Source organism: Staphylococcus pasteuri (assembly GCF_030547725.1).
Classification (GTDB): Bacteria; Bacillota; Bacilli; order Staphylococcales; family Staphylococcaceae; genus Staphylococcus; species Staphylococcus pasteuri.
Window position 1 is genome coordinate 1 of record NZ_JAUOQO010000719.1, and the last position, 247, is coordinate 247.

At 40.1% G+C, this 247-nt stretch carries 1 protein-coding gene; it reads right to left on the minus strand.

Annotated elements, in window-relative coordinates:
• Nucleotides 1–64 precede the first annotated feature (64 nt).
• The coding region (locus Q4528_RS15255) for a methyltransferase RsmF C-terminal domain-like protein (protein WP_303522547.1) at nucleotides 65–247 on the minus strand (183 nt) is incomplete at its 5' end.

Sequence of the window (247 nt, forward strand, 5' to 3'; positions counted from 1 at the left end):
GCTCTGTGTAGAGCCTTGCGCTAATAGTTTGCTAAGTGTAGTTGCAAATACTGTATTTGCAAGTTCACGCCAGCCCCTTGTCTTTAACCAATTCACGTGGGTAAGAGTTTTTAATTTTGTTTCTAATCCACTTGCCTAATCCTATTACCTGACCTTGATAGCTTAGTGCTACTTCACCTTTATTCGCGTTTGGATAGGCAATATCTTTCCCTTGATAAAACTCATGGGCTTGTTGACCATTTAACTC